This window comes from Streptomyces sp. NPDC059582, from assembly GCF_042735715.1.
Classification (GTDB): domain Bacteria; phylum Actinomycetota; class Actinomycetes; order Streptomycetales; family Streptomycetaceae; genus Streptomyces.
The window spans coordinates 186,716-200,292 of sequence record NZ_JBHWCC010000006.1 but is presented as its reverse complement, the minus strand read 5'-3'; the positions used below and the strand labels follow the sequence as shown (position 1 = coordinate 200,292).

Annotated in this window: 10 protein-coding genes; 7 read left to right on the top strand and 3 right to left on the bottom strand. The window is 72.5% G+C overall.

All coding sequences use genetic code 11. From position 1 onward, the window contains the following. Nucleotides 1-152: 152 nt before the first annotated feature. Nucleotides 153-1,868 (bottom strand): hypothetical protein, encoded by a 1,716-nt coding sequence (locus ACFV0T_RS08525; protein WP_385775879.1) that lies wholly within the window; start codon nt 1,866-1,868, stop codon nt 153-155. A 217-nt stretch (nt 1,869-2,085) separates the two neighbouring features. On the opposite strand from ACFV0T_RS08525, the gene radA reads away from it, so the two are divergent. Then, entirely contained in the window at nt 2,086-3,495 is a 1,410-nt protein-coding gene (gene radA, locus ACFV0T_RS08520) for a DNA repair protein RadA (protein WP_385775877.1), read from the top strand. A gap of 81 nt (nt 3,496-3,576) precedes the next feature. Further along, the gene (gene disA, locus ACFV0T_RS08515) at nt 3,577-4,701 is read left to right on the top strand and encodes a DNA integrity scanning diadenylate cyclase DisA (protein WP_385775875.1); all 1,125 of its coding nucleotides are present in this window, start codon (nt 3,577-3,579) and stop codon (nt 4,699-4,701) included. Nucleotides 4,702-5,523: 822 nt separating this feature from the next. On the opposite strand, the gene ACFV0T_RS08510 is transcribed toward disA, so the two are convergent. Further along, a complete protein-coding gene (locus tag ACFV0T_RS08510; RefSeq protein ID WP_385775873.1) occupies nt 5,524-6,375 on the bottom strand; it encodes a hypothetical protein in 852 nt (283 codons plus the stop codon). 195 nt (nt 6,376-6,570) lie between these two features. Between ACFV0T_RS08510 and ACFV0T_RS08505 the strand changes: the two genes are divergently transcribed. The 5 genes from ACFV0T_RS08505 (at nt 6,571) to cseC (ending at nt 11,083) form a co-directional block, all read left to right on the top strand. After that, the gene (locus ACFV0T_RS08505; protein ID WP_385775871.1) at nt 6,571-7,506 is read left to right on the top strand and encodes an A/G-specific adenine glycosylase; all 936 of its coding nucleotides are present in this window, start codon (nt 6,571-6,573) and stop codon (nt 7,504-7,506) included. 285 nt (nt 7,507-7,791) lie between these two features. After that, nucleotides 7,792-8,331, top strand: a complete 540-nt coding sequence (locus ACFV0T_RS08500; protein ID WP_385775869.1) for a SigE family RNA polymerase sigma factor — start codon at nt 7,792-7,794, stop codon at nt 8,329-8,331. Then, complete coding sequence (locus tag ACFV0T_RS08495) at nt 8,319-8,975, top strand: hypothetical protein (RefSeq protein ID WP_385775867.1); 657 nt, start codon at nt 8,319-8,321, stop codon at nt 8,973-8,975. The genes ACFV0T_RS08500 and ACFV0T_RS08495 overlap by 13 nt, the downstream gene beginning before the upstream one ends. 42 nt (nt 8,976-9,017) lie before the next feature. Continuing rightward, nucleotides 9,018-9,722: a two-component system response regulator CseB gene (gene cseB / locus ACFV0T_RS08490; protein ID WP_385775865.1), complete on the top strand. Its 705-nt coding sequence runs from the start codon at nt 9,018-9,020 to the stop codon at nt 9,720-9,722. A gap of 11 nt (nt 9,723-9,733) precedes the next feature. Next, complete coding sequence (gene cseC, locus ACFV0T_RS08485) at nt 9,734-11,083, top strand: two-component system sensor histidine kinase CseC (protein ID WP_385775863.1); 1,350 nt, start codon at nt 9,734-9,736, stop codon at nt 11,081-11,083. Nucleotides 11,084-11,912: 829 nt separating this feature from the next. On the opposite strand, the gene ACFV0T_RS08480 is transcribed toward cseC, so the two are convergent. Next, complete coding sequence (locus ACFV0T_RS08480) at nt 11,913-13,499, bottom strand: MDR family MFS transporter (protein ID WP_385775861.1); 1,587 nt, start codon at nt 13,497-13,499, stop codon at nt 11,913-11,915. Nucleotides 13,500-13,577 lie beyond the last annotated feature (78 nt).

The window sequence follows — 13,577 nt, the reverse complement described above, 5'->3', positions numbered from 1 at the left end:
GCCTGAGGAACGGGTGGCCTGAGGAACCGGTGGCCTGAGGAACCGGTGGCCTGAGGAACCGGTGGCCTGAGGAGCTTGGGGTCCGACAGCCGCAGGATCAGCGTCCGGGTCCGCGGCGGGATCCGCGGCTACGAGTGTGCCCGACCCCGCGTCTACGAGCTCGACGGACTCGGGTCCTCGCCGTCGTCGGGCGGTGGGGACGAGTTCCCCGGGCCGGAGGAGGCGGAGCCGGTGGGCGTCGGGTCCGGGTCGGCGGTCGAGGGCGGGTCGCCGGGCGTCGGGTCGGAGGGGCCCGAGGTCGTCGGCGTCGGGTCCGGGTCGGCGGTCGAGGGCGGGTCGCCGGGGCTGCCGGGGTCGGAGGGCACGGGTGCGGTGCCGTAGCCCTCGATCGAGACGACGGCGCCGGCCGGGGCGATCGCCACGCGTGCGTTCCAGTGCCCGGACGGCTCGCGCAGCTGGTCGACGTACACCTTGATCGTCAAGGATGCGCCGGGGGCGAGCGTGCCCGAGGAGCGGCTGAGGTAGAGCCAGGCCGCTCCGGTCGTGGCGGACCAGCGGACCGGTGAGTCGCCGGTCGCGGTGAGGGTGATCAGTGTGGTGTCGCCGCTGGTGCCCGCCGTCACGTCGAGGTGGGCGGCGTCCTTGTCGCCGGCCCCGGCGACGCTGATGACCTCCACGGAGACGTCCGGCTCGGTGCCGTCGGCCGCGCGGGCGCCGGGTCTGGTGCGGGCGTTGCCCGCGTTCTCGTAGCCGTCTGCCGACTCGCCGTCCAGGCTGCCGGGGCCCCGAGCCTCGCTGGCGCTCGCGGAGCGGCCGTCGGTGCCCTCCCCGGTCGGGGTGCCACGGTAGGCGGCCCACAGCGCGAGCACGGGAGCTGCGACGACGGTGGCGACGACGGTCGTCGTGACGGCACGCGCGCGCAGCCGGTCCCGGCGGGCCGCACGGTCCTTGGGGTCCATCGGGAAGCCGCGCCGGTCGAAGCGCGGCGCGGCGGCGCCCCGCGTGCGCGGCACGTGTGCCATCGCCGTGGTCAGGGCCGCACGGGGGGCCTCCAGGACGGGCAGCTCGGCAGGCGTGATCATGACCCCGGGCCAGCGGCCGGGGACGGCCCGCTCGGCGGCGCGGCGGCAGAGCGGGCAGTCGTCGACATGGCGGACCAGTTCGCGGCGCAGGGTCGCGCTCAGGACGAGCCGCTGGTCGCCGGTGAGGTGGGAGACGCCGGGGCAGCCGCCGGTCTCGACGACGGCGAGGGCCGCGCGGGTGCGCTCGACCTCGCAGGCGGCGGAGGCGAGCAGTTCGCGGGCGGCGGCGAGGTCCAGGCCGAGGACGGCGGCGACCTCGTGGGCGGCGAGGTGGTGGCGCACCGCGAGTTCCAGCGCCTCGCGCTGGTCGGGGGTGGTGCCGGCGGCCTCCGGCCAGGCCAGCAGGGCGAGTTCGCGCCGCCGCCGCTCCTGGACCTCGTCGGGGACGGGCTGCGCGCCGGGCGGCACCGTGGGCTGCGCGGTGTGCCGAGGGCCGTGGCGGCCCGCCGCGTGCGTGCTCTGACGTTTCTGCTTGGCCTCGGCCAGCTTGCGCAGACACGCCCAGCGGGCCAGTGCGTACAGCCAGGCCCTGCGGTCCCCGTCGGCCTCCGGGACGCGCTGCCCGCGCCGCTCCGCGAGCACGAGGACGTCGCCCAGGGCGGCGGTCGCGCTGTCGTGGTCGCAGAGCACGGACAGGCAGTACGTGAACAGGCCGTCCAGGTACGGCTCGTAGCACGCGGGCGGCCGCTGGGCCGGGGTGCGCGTTGCGGCGCGGCCGCGCGCCTGCGGATGCGCCCGGTGTGCGCCGGTGGTGCGGGTCGTGGTGTCCGGACTGCTGCTCGTCACCCGTGCGACCGTAGGCGGCGCGAGCAGGTCCCTTCCGTCCCCTTGAGCACTTTTAATCCGGACGGGTGAAACGATCCCTCAATAGGGGACAGCAGAGGGCCGTCCCATGGCTCGTTCGTGACAGGGCGTGGCCGGTTCCGGCGGGTGCGCGGGGACCGCGGGACGACGGCGGGGTGGCCGTGGCCGTGTTGTCAGTGCGTACGGCTACGGTTTCGTCATGGCTGCCCGTACGAAGACCACCAAGGACCGCCCGTCCTTCCGCTGCACGGAGTGCGGCTGGCAGACGGCCAAATGGCTCGGCCGCTGCTCCGAGTGCCAGGCCTGGGGGACGGTCGAGGAGTACGGCGCACCCGCGGTCCGCACCACGGCACCGGGCCGTGTCACCACCTCCGCGGTGCCCATCGGGCAGGTCGACAGCCGCCAGGCCACCGCCCGGACCACCGGGGTGCCCGAGCTGGACCGGGTCCTCGGCGGCGGACTCGTGCCCGGCGCGGTCGTGCTCCTCGCGGGCGAGCCCGGTGTGGGCAAGTCGACCCTGCTCCTCGACGTCGCGGCGAAGTCGGCGAGCGACGAGCACCGCACGCTCTACATCACGGGCGAGGAGTCGGCGAGCCAGGTCCGGCTGCGCGCCGACCGCATCAAGGCCATCGACGACCACCTGTACCTCGCCGCCGAGACCGACCTCTCCGCCGTGCTCGGCCATCTGGACGCGGTGAAGCCGTCGCTGCTGATCCTCGACTCCGTGCAGACGGTGGCCTCCCCGGAGATCGACGGCGCGCCCGGCGGCATGGCCCAGGTGCGCGAGGTGGCGGGGGCCCTGATCCGGGCCTCCAAGGAACGCGGGATGTCCACCCTCCTGGTGGGCCATGTCACCAAGGACGGCGCGATCGCGGGTCCACGCCTGCTGGAGCACCTGGTGGACGTCGTGCTCCACTTCGAGGGCGACCGGCACGCGCGCCTGCGCCTGGTGCGCGGCGTCAAGAACCGCTACGGCGCCACGGACGAGGTCGGCTGCTTCGAGCTGCACGACGAGGGCATCATCGGCCTCACCGACCCGAGCGGACTCTTCCTGACCCGTCGCGACGAACCGGTGCCCGGCACCTGCCTCACGGTCACCCTGGAGGGCCGCCGCCCGCTGGTGGCCGAGGTCCAGGCCCTCACCGTCGACTCGCAGATCCCCTCCCCGCGCCGCACCACCTCCGGCCTGGAGACCTCCCGTGTCTCGATGATGCTCGCGGTCCTGGAGCAGCGCGGCCGGATCAGCGCCCTCGGCAAGCGGGACATCTACTCCGCGACGGTGGGCGGGGTGAAGCTCTCGGAGCCCGCCGCGGACCTGGCCATCGCGCTCGCCCTCGCGTCGGCCGCGAGCGACACCCCGCTGCCGAAGAACCTCGTCGCGATCGGCGAAGTCGGCCTCGCGGGCGAGGTCAGACGGGTCACGGGCGTCCAGCGCCGGCTCTCCGAAGCCCACCGTCTGGGCTTCACGCACGCGCTCGTGCCGGGCGACCCCGGCAAGATCCCTGCCGGCATGAAGGTCCTGGAAGTCGCCGACATAGGGGACGCGCTGCGGGTCCTCCCGCGCTCGCGTCGCCGAGAGGCCCCACGGGAGGAGGAGGACCGCCGGTAGACTTTGCCCTGGTCTCGCCCGTCCGTACGAAAAGAGTGCGCGAAACGGGAGCGCCCCAGAACCTGCGACCGGAGGAGTGCAGTGGCAGCCAACGACCGGGTAGCAGCTCCCGGAAAGTCCGGTGGGAGTTCCGGTACCGATGGCCTGATGCGCGCCTCGCTGAGCGCCGTGGCTCCCGGTACGGCCCTGCGTGACGGCCTTGAGCGGGTTCTGCGCGGCAACACCGGCGGACTCATCGTGCTCGGGTCCGACAAGACCGTCGAGTCGATGTGCACGGGTGGATTCGTCCTGGATGTCGAGTTCACCGCCACGCGTCTGCGTGAGCTGTGCAAGCTGGACGGCGGCATCGTCCTGTCCTCGGACCTGTCGAAGATCCTGCGCGCGGGCGTGCAGCTCCTGCCGGATCCCACGATCCCCACGGAGGAGACGGGCACCCGTCACCGCACGGCGGACCGGGTCTCCAAACAGGTCGGCTTCCCGGTGGTCTCGGTCTCCCAGTCCATGCGACTGATCGCCCTCTACGTCGACGGCCAGCGCCGCGTCCTGGAGGACTCGGCGGCGATCCTGTCCCGCGCCAACCAGGCACTGGCGACCCTGGAGCGCTACAAGCTCCGCCTCGACGAGGTCGCGGGAACGTTGTCAGCGCTGGAGATCGAGGACCTGGTCACCGTCCGGGACGTCTCGGCGGTCTCCCAGCGGCTGGAGATGGTGCGCCGCATCGCCACCGAAATCGCCGAATACGTGGTCGAACTGGGCACGGACGGCCGCCTTCTCGCCCTTCAGCTCGACGAGTTGATCGCGGGCGTGGAACCCGAGCGCGAACTGGTCGTCCGGGACTATGTCCCGGAGCCCACCGCCAAGCGTTCCCGCACGGTCGACGAGGCGCTCGCCGAACTCGACGCCCTCAGCCACGCCGAGCTGCTCGAACTGTCCACGGTGGCGAGGGCGCTGGGCTACACCGGCTCCCCCGAGGCCCTCGACTCGGCGGTGTCCCCCCGCGGCTTCCGGCTGCTGGCCAAGGTCCCGCGCCTGCCGGGCGCCATCATCGACCGCCTGGTGGAGCACTTCGGCGGCTTGCAGAAGCTGCTCGCCGCCAGCGTGGACGACCTCCAGACGGTCGACGGCGTCGGCGAGGCGAGGGCCCGCAGCGTCCGGGAAGGCCTGTCCCGCCTGGCGGAGTCGTCGATCCTGGAACGGTACGTCTGAGCGACCTCGGTCTTCTCCGGCACACCACGGATGCTCACCGGCACCCGCGCGACACGTCAGCCGCGCAGGCGCTCGGGCAGGGCCGCCGGGGTCGGGCCTCAGCCGCCGGGTAATCCGCGGGGGCCTCACCCCGCCGGGTCGCTCCGCCGGGAAGACCGGGCCCCGCCCGGCGGATCACGCGGCGGACGCGCGGTCCGGCACACCGGTCCGCGCCGCCGATCAGGTGCCCCCCACCGGGCCACGAACCGAAACCGTGGACCTTGAACCGGGAACCACGGTCCCGGGACCGGGACTCTGGCTTCGGAACCCGGGAGAGCCGGGACCGGGACTCGGGCCTCGGAACCCGGGAGAGCCGGGACCGGGACTCGGGCCTCGGAACCCGGGAGAGCCGGGACCTCCGAACAGGCGCCAGGCCCGCCCGGCCGCACCCGCGGAGGCCGACACGCCCGTCCACCGGTCGCTCTCCGTCACCCGCCGACCGCCCCGCTCCCGACGTCGCACGCGCGCGGAGACTCCCGTCACGTCGGCCCGGTCCTCCGCCCGGCCGCCGGACACACCCGCGCCGATCAGTCACCGCCGCTCCTCCGCGGCTCAGGCGACCGGACAGCCCCAGGCCCGCGGACAACGTAACGACCGGACAGTCCCAGGCCCGCGGACAACCTAACGACCGGACAGCCCCAGGACGGCGGAGAAGGCGACGACCGGACAGCCCCAAGCGCGCGGACAAACGTAACGACCGGACAGCCCGAAGCCCGCGGACAGCGCGCCGGCCGGACAGTCCTCAGTCCTCAGTCCGCGGGCAGCGCGTCCGCGGGTCAGCCTCTAGTCCGCGGACAGTACGAACGACGTCTGCTTCTTCGCGAACCCCGGCGCCTTCGCCTCCACCAGATACGTGCCCGTCGCCGCCGACCCCGCCGGAGGCGTCGCGCACTCGGGGACGCTCGGCTTGCGGTCCCACTTCACGGTGTACGTGGCGCTGCTGCCCGCCGGCACCCGGTACAGCTGCCTCCCGGAGACCTTGGGGCAGTCGTCCGACACCCAGTACGCGCCGCTGCTGCCGGTCTGAGTGATCGTCAACACCGCGTTCCTCGGCCCGAGATCGACCTTGCAGTCGTTGGCGGAGGAGTTCCTCGCGGTCAGCCGGAAGGCGGGCGTCTCGTCGGGCGAGTAGCGGTTCTGGACGCTGCTCAGCGTCAACGTGACCACGCTGGCCGTGCAGTTGGGCAGCGTGGAACCGGCGGGCAGGGTGCCCGTACCGCCCCCGCCGCCGGAACCGTCGCCCGAACCGTCGCCGGACCCCGAGGTGTCACCGCCGCCCGTACCGCCCGACGCGCCGGAGTCGTCTCCCCCGGAGCCCGACCCGGAGTCCGCCCCGGAGCCCGAGCTCGATCCGGAACCCGTCCCCGAGCCGCTGGAGTCCCCGCCGCCCGACTCGTCGCGCCCGCCCGGGGCTTGGCTGATCGCGGGCCCGGATCCGGACGGTCCCGGGGTGATCGAGGAGGCGGGATTCTTGCCGTTGGACCCGTCGGCGCCGTTGTCGCCGCCCCCACCGCCCGAGCTGACGACCCACGCGATCAGCAGCGCCAACAGGGCGACCACAGACAGCAGTACGGCCCTCCGTCGCCAGTAGATGGTGGAGGGAAGTGGCCCGACCGGATTGCGCAGAGATCCCACGGCGCAAACTGTACGAGAGATCGCTGCCTCCGCCTGCCCCACCCGCCGCCCGTACTCAACTTTTCCGGATCATCATCCCGGAAACGTCGGTTCCTTGTCCGTTTTGGGCTCCGGTCAACCCGATGACGGGACGACCCCCCTCCCGGGCCAGCCTCGAACCACGTCCGGTCGACCCATGGCAGGATCGGAAATGCCATGACTGCGCCCACGAAACCCCCGCACACCGTCCCGGCCCCCGGCTCCCCCGACCGCTCGCCCGACGGGAAGCATCTGCACACCCCCGTCATCACCTGGTTCGACGAACACGCCCGCGACCTCCCCTGGCGGCACCCCGAGGCCGGCCCCTGGGGCGTGATGGTGAGCGAGTTCATGCTCCAGCAGACACCCGTGAACCGCGTCCTGCCGGTCTACGAGCAGTGGATGTCCCGCTGGCCACGCCCCGCGGACCTCGCCGCGGAGGCTCCCGGCGAAGCCGTGCGCGCCTGGGGCCGGCTCGGCTATCCGCGCCGCGCCCTGCGGTTGCACGGCGCCGCGGTCGCCATAACGGAACGGCACGGCGGCGACGTACCGTCCGATCACGCCCAGCTCCTCGCCCTGCCCGGGATCGGCGAGTACACGGCCGCCGCCGTGGCCTCGTTCGCGTACGGCCAGCGGCACGCCGTGCTGGACACCAACGTCCGCCGGGTTTTCGCACGCGCGGTCGCCGGCGTCCGGTACCCGCCCAACGCCACCACCGCCGCCGAACGCAGACTGGCCCGCGCCCTGCTGCCCGAGGAGGAGCGCACCGCCGCACGCTGGGCCGCCGCCTCGATGGAGCTCGGCGCGCTGGTGTGCACGGCGAAGAACGAGTCCTGCCACCGCTGCCCGATCGCCGCGCAGTGCGCCTGGCGACTGGCGGACAAGCCGGAGCACGAGGGACCGCCGCGCCGCGGCCAGACCTACGCGGGCACGGACCGACAGGTCCGCGGCAAGCTGCTCGCCGTGCTCAGGGAAGCCCACACGCCCGTCCCGCAGGCCGCGCTCGACCGCGTGTGGCACGAGCCGGTGCAGCGCGCGCGGGCCCTGGACGGGCTCGTGGCGGACGGTCTGGTGGAGCCGCTGCCGGGCGCCCGGTACCGGCTGCCGCTGTGACCTGACGCATCGTCACATCACAGCGGACGGGACTCCTCCACAGCCGACCCCCAGCCCGCACCTCGCCCCCGCAAAGCCCAAATCGCCCCATACCAGCACCAGTCACCCCGCCGCTTTACCCCGGACCTACTTCCGTTACACAACCGACGGACAGCCGAGCGCTCTCCGCAGGCTGCTTCGGACAGCCCCGTGACAACACCTCCGTAGCTTCATTTGCGTGCCCGGCGGAACCACGGGGACGACGGACACGGGCCGGAGAAAAACGGGGAACGGAGGCGGTTGATCATGGCGCAGGGCGAGGTGCTCGAATTCGAGGAGTACGTCCGCACCCGACAGGACGCGCTGCTGCGCAGCGCACGTCGGCTGGTGCCGGACCCGGTCGACGCCCAGGACCTGCTCCAGACGGCGCTGGCACGGACGTACGGCCGCTGGGACGGTATCGCCGACAAGCGACTCGCGGACGCCTACCTGCGACGGGTCATGATCAACACGCGGACCGAGTGGTGGCGGGCGCGCAAGCTCGAAGAGGTGCCCACCGAGCAGCTGCCGGACGCCTGTGTCGACGACTCCACCGAGCAGCACGCGGACCGCGCCCTGCTGATGGACGCCATGAAGGTGCTCGCCCCGAAGCAGCGCAGTGTTGTCGTGCTGCGACACTGGGAGCAGATGTCCACGGAGGAAACGGCCGCTGCCCTGGGCATGTCGGCCGGAACGGTCAAGAGCACGCTGCACCGGGCGCTCGCCCGGCTCCGCGAGGAGCTGGAGAGCCGCGATCTGGACGCACGCGCGCTGGAGCGTGAGGAGCAGGAGCGTTGCGCGGCCTGACCGGCGCCGGGCCCACAGCGGCCCGCGGGACCTTCCAGGCGGTGATCACGGCGATGTCCGTGCTCGCCGCCCTCGGGTTTTTCGCCGCCGCCTGCGCCACCGGCGGCACCGGCGCCCGGGACGAGGGCCCGGCCCATGCCGACGCGGTGGCGGGATCCGCGCCGTCCCCCGCGGCCTCGCCCTCGGTCACGAGGGACCAGGTGGACGCGGTCCGGCTCGTCAAGGACGACCCGCGGGTCTCCGCGGAGGTCAAGCGGGAGCTCAAGCCGTGCGTCGGCGACGAGTACCCGGTGGACGTGTCTTACGGCGAGCTGACCGGCGGATCGGCGAGCGATGTCGTCGTCAACGTGCTGACCTGCGGTGACGCGGTCGGTGTGGGCGCGTACGTGTACCGCGAGCGGGGCGGCCGCTACACGAACGTGTTCAAGGCCGAGGAGCCTCCGGTATACGCGGAGATAGACCGCGGCGACCTGGTGGTGACCAAGCAGGTGTACGAGAAGGGCGACCCGGTGTCGAGTCCGTCCGGCGAGAACGTGATCACCTATCGCTGGGCCGCGGGCCGGTTCACCGAGGAGTACCGCACCCACAACGACTACAGCAACGCGGTCGGCGCGGAGCCGACCCCGGCGCCCGAGAGCAACTGACCCCCCACCACCAGGACACCCGGAAGGACTGAGAACACCGGGATGGCAGACCAGACCCACGTGCTGTTCGTCGAGGACGACGACGTCATCCGCGAGGCCACACAGCTCGCCCTGGAGCGGGACGGCTTCGTGGTCACCGCGATGCCCGACGGACTGTCGGGCCTGGAGGCGTTCCGGGCGAACCGCCCCGACATCGCGCTGCTGGACGTCATGGTGCCCGGCCTGGACGGCGTCAGCCTGTGCCGGCGCATCCGCGACGAGTCCACCGTCCCGGTGATCATGCTGTCGGCGCGCGCCGACTCCATCGACGTCGTCCTGGGCCTGGAAGCGGGGGCCGACGACTACGTGACCAAGCCGTTCGACGGGGCCGTCCTGGTCGCCCGCATCCGCGCGGTGCTGCGCCGCTTCGGCCACGCCGGCGGCGCCGACCGCGCGGACGAGGCGGCCTCCGCCGCCACCGGCGGGATGCTGACCTTCGGCGAGCTGGAGATCGACACGGAGGGCATGGAGGTGCGGCGCGCCGGTCGGCCGGTGGGCCTGACCCCGACCGAGATGCGGCTGCTCCTGGAGTTCTCCTCCGCGCCCGGCACCGTGCTCTCCCGGGACAAGCTCCTGGAGCGCGTGTGGGACTACGGCTGGGGCGGGGACACCCGCGTGGTCGACGTCCATGTGCAGCGACTGCGTACGAAGATCGGCCAGGACCGCATCGAGACGGTCCGCGGCTTCGGCTACAAGCTGAAGGCCTGAGCGGGGCCGGCATGCGGGGGATCATCAGCCGCCTGTTCCCGGCGGACGTGGAGCGCTCGGGCATACGCACCGGGCTGCGGTGGAAGCTGAGCGCGGCCATCGCGCTGGTCGGCGCGCTGGTGGCGATCGCGCTCAGCCTGGTCGTCCACAACGCGGCCCGGGTCTCGATGCTGGACAACGCGCGCGACCTCGCGGACGAGCGCGTGCTGATCGCCGAGCGCAACTACGAGGTGTCGGGGCGGCTGAACTTCCCCAACATCAAGATCGACGACGCGGATCTGCCGCCGGAACTGCGGGAGAAGGTCGCCGAGGGGCGCCGGGCGACCTTCGTGTCCGACCGGGCGGGCGGGGTTCCGGACATCTGGGCGGCCGTGCCGGTCAAGGGCGGGCATGTGCTGTCGCTGCACACGGGGTTCACCGACCGCAGCACCGACATCATCAAGGACCTCGACCAGGCTCTGGTGATCGGCTCGATCGCGGTGGTCCTCGGCGGGAGCGCGCTCGGCGTGCTCATCGGCGGCCAGCTGTCGCGCCGGCTGCGCAAGGCGGCCGCCGCGGCGAACCGGGTCGCCAAGGGCGAGACCGAGGTACGGGTGCGGGAGGCCATCGGCGGGGTCGTCCGGGACGAGACGGACGACCTCGCGCGGGCGGTGGACGCGATGGCGGACGCGCTCCAGCAGCGGATCGAGGCGGAGCGCCGGGTCACCGCCGACATCGCGCACGAGCTGCGCACCCCGGTCACCGGGCTGCTGACGGCGGCCGAGCTGCTGCCGCCCGGCCGCCCGACGGAGCTCGTACTGGACCGGGCGAAGGCGATGCGCACGCTCGTCGAGGACGTGCTGGAGGTGGCCCGGCTGGACGGCGCCTCCGAGCGGGCCGAGTTGCAGGACATCATCCTGGGCGAGTTCGTGACTCGGCGGGTGGCGGCGAAGGACCCCACGGTCGAGGTGCGGGTGGTGCACGAGTCGGAGGTGACCACCGACCCGCGGCGCCTGGAGCGCGTGCTGTTCAACCTGCTGGCCAACGCCGCCCGGCACGGCAAGCCGCCGATCCAGGTCACCGTCGAGGGCCGGGTCATCCGGGTCCGCGACCACGGCCCCGGCTTCCCCGAGAACCTGCTCGCCGAGGGCCCGAGCCGGTTCCGTACCGGCAGCAGCGACCGCTCGGGGCGCGGCCACGGCCTGGGCCTGACGATCGCGGCCGGCCAGGCCCGGGTGCTGGGCGCCCGCCTGACCTTCCGCAACGTCCGCCCGGCCGGAGCACCGGCGCACGTCCCGGCCGAGGGGGCGGTCGCGGTGCTGTGGCTGCCGGAACACGCCCCGACCAACACGGGGAGCTACCCGATGCTGCCGGGACAGTAGGGCGGCCAGATCTCGCCCCTGGGGGTCGGCTGGGCCCCGGGGCGCGTCCCGGTCCCTTGGGGGTCGGCTCGATCCCGGGAAGGTCGGCTCGCCCCCTGGAGGTCAGCCCGGACTCGGGCGCATCCCGGCCACCGGGGATCAGCTCGGTCCCGGGGCGCGTCCCGGTCCCTTTGGAGGTCGCCTCGGCCCGGGAGGTCGGCTCGATCCCGGGGTGGTCGGCTCGATCCCGGGAAGGTCGGCTCGCCCCCCTGGAGGTCAGCCCGGACTCGGGCGCATCCCGGCCACCGGGGATCAGCTCGGTCCCGGGGCGCGTCCCGGTCCCTTTGGAGGTCGGATCGGCCCGGGAGGTCGGCTCGATCCGGGGAAGGTCGGCTCGATCCCGGGGTGGTCGGCTCGATCCCGGGAAGGTCGGCTCGATCCCGAGGTGATCGGCTCGATCCCGGGAAGGTCGGCTCACCCCCCTGGAGGTCAGCCCGGACTCGGGACCATCCCGGCCACCGGGGATCAGCTCGATCCCGGAGCGCGTCCCGGCCCTTTGGTGGTCGGCTCGATCCCTGGAGGTCAGCCCGGTCCCTGGAGGTCAGCCCGGTCCCGGGCGCATCCCGGCCACCGGGGATCAGCTCGGTCCCGGGGCGCGTCCCGGCCACCGGGGATCAGCTCGGTCCCGGGGCGCGTCCCGGCCACCGGGCCAGGTCAGCCCGGTCCCGGGCGCATCCCGGCCACCGGGCATCGGCTCGACCCCGGAGCATCCGCCGCAGGCCACCCCGGCCGGAACAGCCGAAGGCCCCCGGGGCGGACACCCGCCGGGGGCCTTCGGGGCGTGCTCGGATCAGATGGCCTCGGCCAGCGGCGCCGTCGGCGCCGTCTCGTCCGTGGCACCGTCCGGCTTCGGCCCCGCGCCCTTGAGCGGGACCTCCTTCACGAACACCGACGCCACCATCACGATCACGGCCACCGCGGCACCCAGCACGAACGCCGAGTGCGTGCCGGCCGACACCGCGTGCTGGTAGGCCTCACGGGCCGCCGCCGGAAGCTTGGCCAGGCTGGCCGCGTCCAGCTGCGCGGACTGCTCGGTGACCTTCGAGCCCAGCGCGCCGGCCTTCTCGGCCATGACGTCCTGCACCCGGTGGTTGAACAGCGCGCCCATGATCGCGACGCCGAACGACGAACCGAGCGTACGGAACAGAGTGGTGGAGGAGGACGCGACGCCCATGTCCTTCATCTCCACGCTGTTCTGCGCCACCAGCATGGTGATCTGCATCAGGCAGCCCATGCCCAGACCGAGGACGGCCATGTAGACGCCGGAGATGAACCGGGTGGTGTCCGTGTCCATCGTGGACAGCAGATACAGGCCGACCGTCATCAGCACACCGCCGGCGACGGGGAAGATCTTGTATCGGCCGGTGTTGGTGGTGACCCGCCCGGCGACCATCGAGGTCACGAGCATGGCGCCCAGCAGCGGCAGGAGCAGCAGACCGGAGTTGGTCGCGGACGCGCCCTGCACCGCCTGCTGATACAGCGGCAGGAAGAGCGTGGCACCGAACATCGCGAAGCCGGTGATGAAGCCGATGACCGACATCAGCGTGAAGTTGAGGCTGCGGAAGATGTGCAGCGGCACGATCGGCTCGGTGGCCTTCGTCTGCCAGAACACGAAGCCGATCAGCGAGCCGACACCGATCCCGATGAGCTCCATGATCCGCGCGGACGTCCAGGCGTACTCCGTACCGCCCCAGGTGGTGACGAGGACGATGGAGGTGATGCCGACGGTCAGCAGCGTGGCGCCCAGGTAGTCGATGCGCGTCTTGGACCGCTTCTTCGGCAGGTGCAGGACGACACTGATCGCGGTGAGCGCGACCACGCCGAGCGGCAGGTTGATGTAGAAGGACCAGCGCCAGCCCCAGTTGTCGGTGATGGTGCCGCCGACCAGCGGTCCGCCGATCATGGCCAGCGCCATGATGCCGGCCATCATGCCCTGGTACTTGCCGCGCTCCCGGGGCGGGATCAGATCGCCGATGATCGCCATGACACCGACCATCAGACCGCCGGCGCCGAGGCCCTGAACAGCCCGGAAACCGATCAGTTCGCCCATGTTCTGGGCCATGCCGCTCATCGCGGAGCCGACCAGGAAGATCACGATCGACGACATGAAGGAGCCCTTGCGGCCGTACATGTCGCCGACCTTGCCCCAGATCGGGGTGGAGGCCGCAGTGGCGAGGGTGTACGCCGTCACGACCCAGGAAAGGTGTTCGAGTCCGCCGAGCTCGCCCACGATCGTCGGCATCGCCGTGCCCACGATCATGTTGTCGAGCATCGCGAGCATCATCGTGATCATCAGCGCGAGCAGGACCACCCGCACGCTCTTGGGCTGTTTCTCGCCGTCCATGCCGACCGTGTCGACTGTCTGTGTGTCCGCCATCGTTCCCGCTCCCCCAGTCTGCTACTTACTTGCCGACCGGCTAGTTGACTACACTGGGGAAAATAGACCTGGAACTAG